This window comes from Micromonospora echinofusca, from assembly GCF_017614955.1.
Taxonomy (GTDB): Bacteria; Actinomycetota; Actinomycetes; order Mycobacteriales; family Micromonosporaceae; genus Micromonospora; species Micromonospora echinofusca_A.
In genome coordinates, this window is the sequence record NZ_WVUH01000638.1 from 1 (window position 1) to 1397 (window position 1397).

General features: G+C 68.8%; 1 protein-coding gene. It reads left to right on the forward strand.

Features of this window, described 5'->3' with window-relative positions; genetic code table 11:
- The first annotated feature begins 112 nt into the window (after window positions 1-112).
- Window positions 113-1366, forward strand: coding sequence for an ISL3 family transposase (locus GSF22_RS33525; protein WP_208817908.1), 1254 nt, complete (start codon window positions 113-115; stop codon window positions 1364-1366).
- The last annotated feature ends 31 nt before the right edge of the window (window positions 1367-1397 follow it).

A 1397-nucleotide genomic window follows, 5' to 3' on the forward strand; every position in this document is an offset into this window, starting at 1 on the left:
GGCTCTACTGACGTTGTCGTGGGTGGGTTGAGCGTGCCGTAGCGGCGCACGCCGTTTACCGGCCTACGGTTCCGGTTGTCGAGATCGGAATCGGGGCATATCGGGAAACGGCGTGCGTGATGCAAGGATATGGCAGCGACTGTTGGGACTGCCGCAGGTGGTCATCGAATCGCTGACCGTCGAGGACGATGATGCCGGTCACGTGCTGGTCGTCGGGGTACGGGCCCGCAAAGGGGCAGCCCGCCGCTGCGGACGCTGCGGTGCGCGGGCGCCCTGGTACGACCGGGGTGGCGGGGTACGCCGTTGGCGGCATCTGGACTTCGGTGTGGTGCGGGTGCTGGTGGAGGCCGCCGCACCGCGGGTGGACTGTCCGGTCCACGGTCCGACCGTGGTGGGCACGCCGTGGGCACGGCATGGTTCCCGGTTCACCACCGCGTTCGAGGACACCTGCGCGTGGCTCACCGCCCACACCGCCGCGTCCACCGTCGGTCAGCTGTTACGGATCTCGTGGCGGGCGGTGACCGGTATCGCCGCCCGGGTCGTCGCCGAGACCGGCGGCACGACCGACCGGCTCGACGGCCTGCGACGTATCGGTATCGACGAGGTGGCCTACCGCAAGGGCCAGCGGTACCTGACCGTCGTGGTCGACCACGACACCGGCCGTCTCGTATGGGCCCGCGCCGGGCGGGACAAGGCCACCGTGAACGCGTTCTTCGACGACCTCGGAGCGCAGCGGGCCGCCCAGCTGACCCACGTATCGGCCGACGCCGGAGAGTGGATCACCAGCGTGGCCGCCCAGCGGGCACCCCAGGCGGCACGCTGCCTGGACCCCTACCACCTCGTCGCCTGGGCCAGTGAGGCCCTGGACAAGGTCCGCCGCCAGGTGTGGAACACCGCCCGGGGCGGCACAGGCCAACGCAATGCCACCTCCCGCATGCTCAAAGGCGCCCGCTGGGCCCTGTGGCGCAACCCCGACCACCTCACCGACACCCAGAAACAGACCCTCGCGCAGATCCAGGCCACGAACAAACCGCTGTACCGCGCCTACCTGCTCAAGGAACAACTCCGCGAGATCGTCGCGGTCAAGGGCGACGACGGCAAACACCTACTCACCGGGTGGCTACGCTGGGCCTCCCGCAGCCAGCTACCACCGTTCGTCACACTCGCCGCCACGATCCGCACCCACCTGGACGCCATCCACAACATGCTCGACTGCGGACTGTCCAACGCCCGGATCGAGGCGAACAACACCCACCTACGGCTGTTGACCCGCCAGGGCTACGGATACCACTCCGCCAACGCCCTGATCACCATGGCCATGCTCCGACGCGGCGGCCTGTGCCCACCACTACCCGGACGATCATGAAACCCCTACCCACGACAACGTCAGTAGAGCC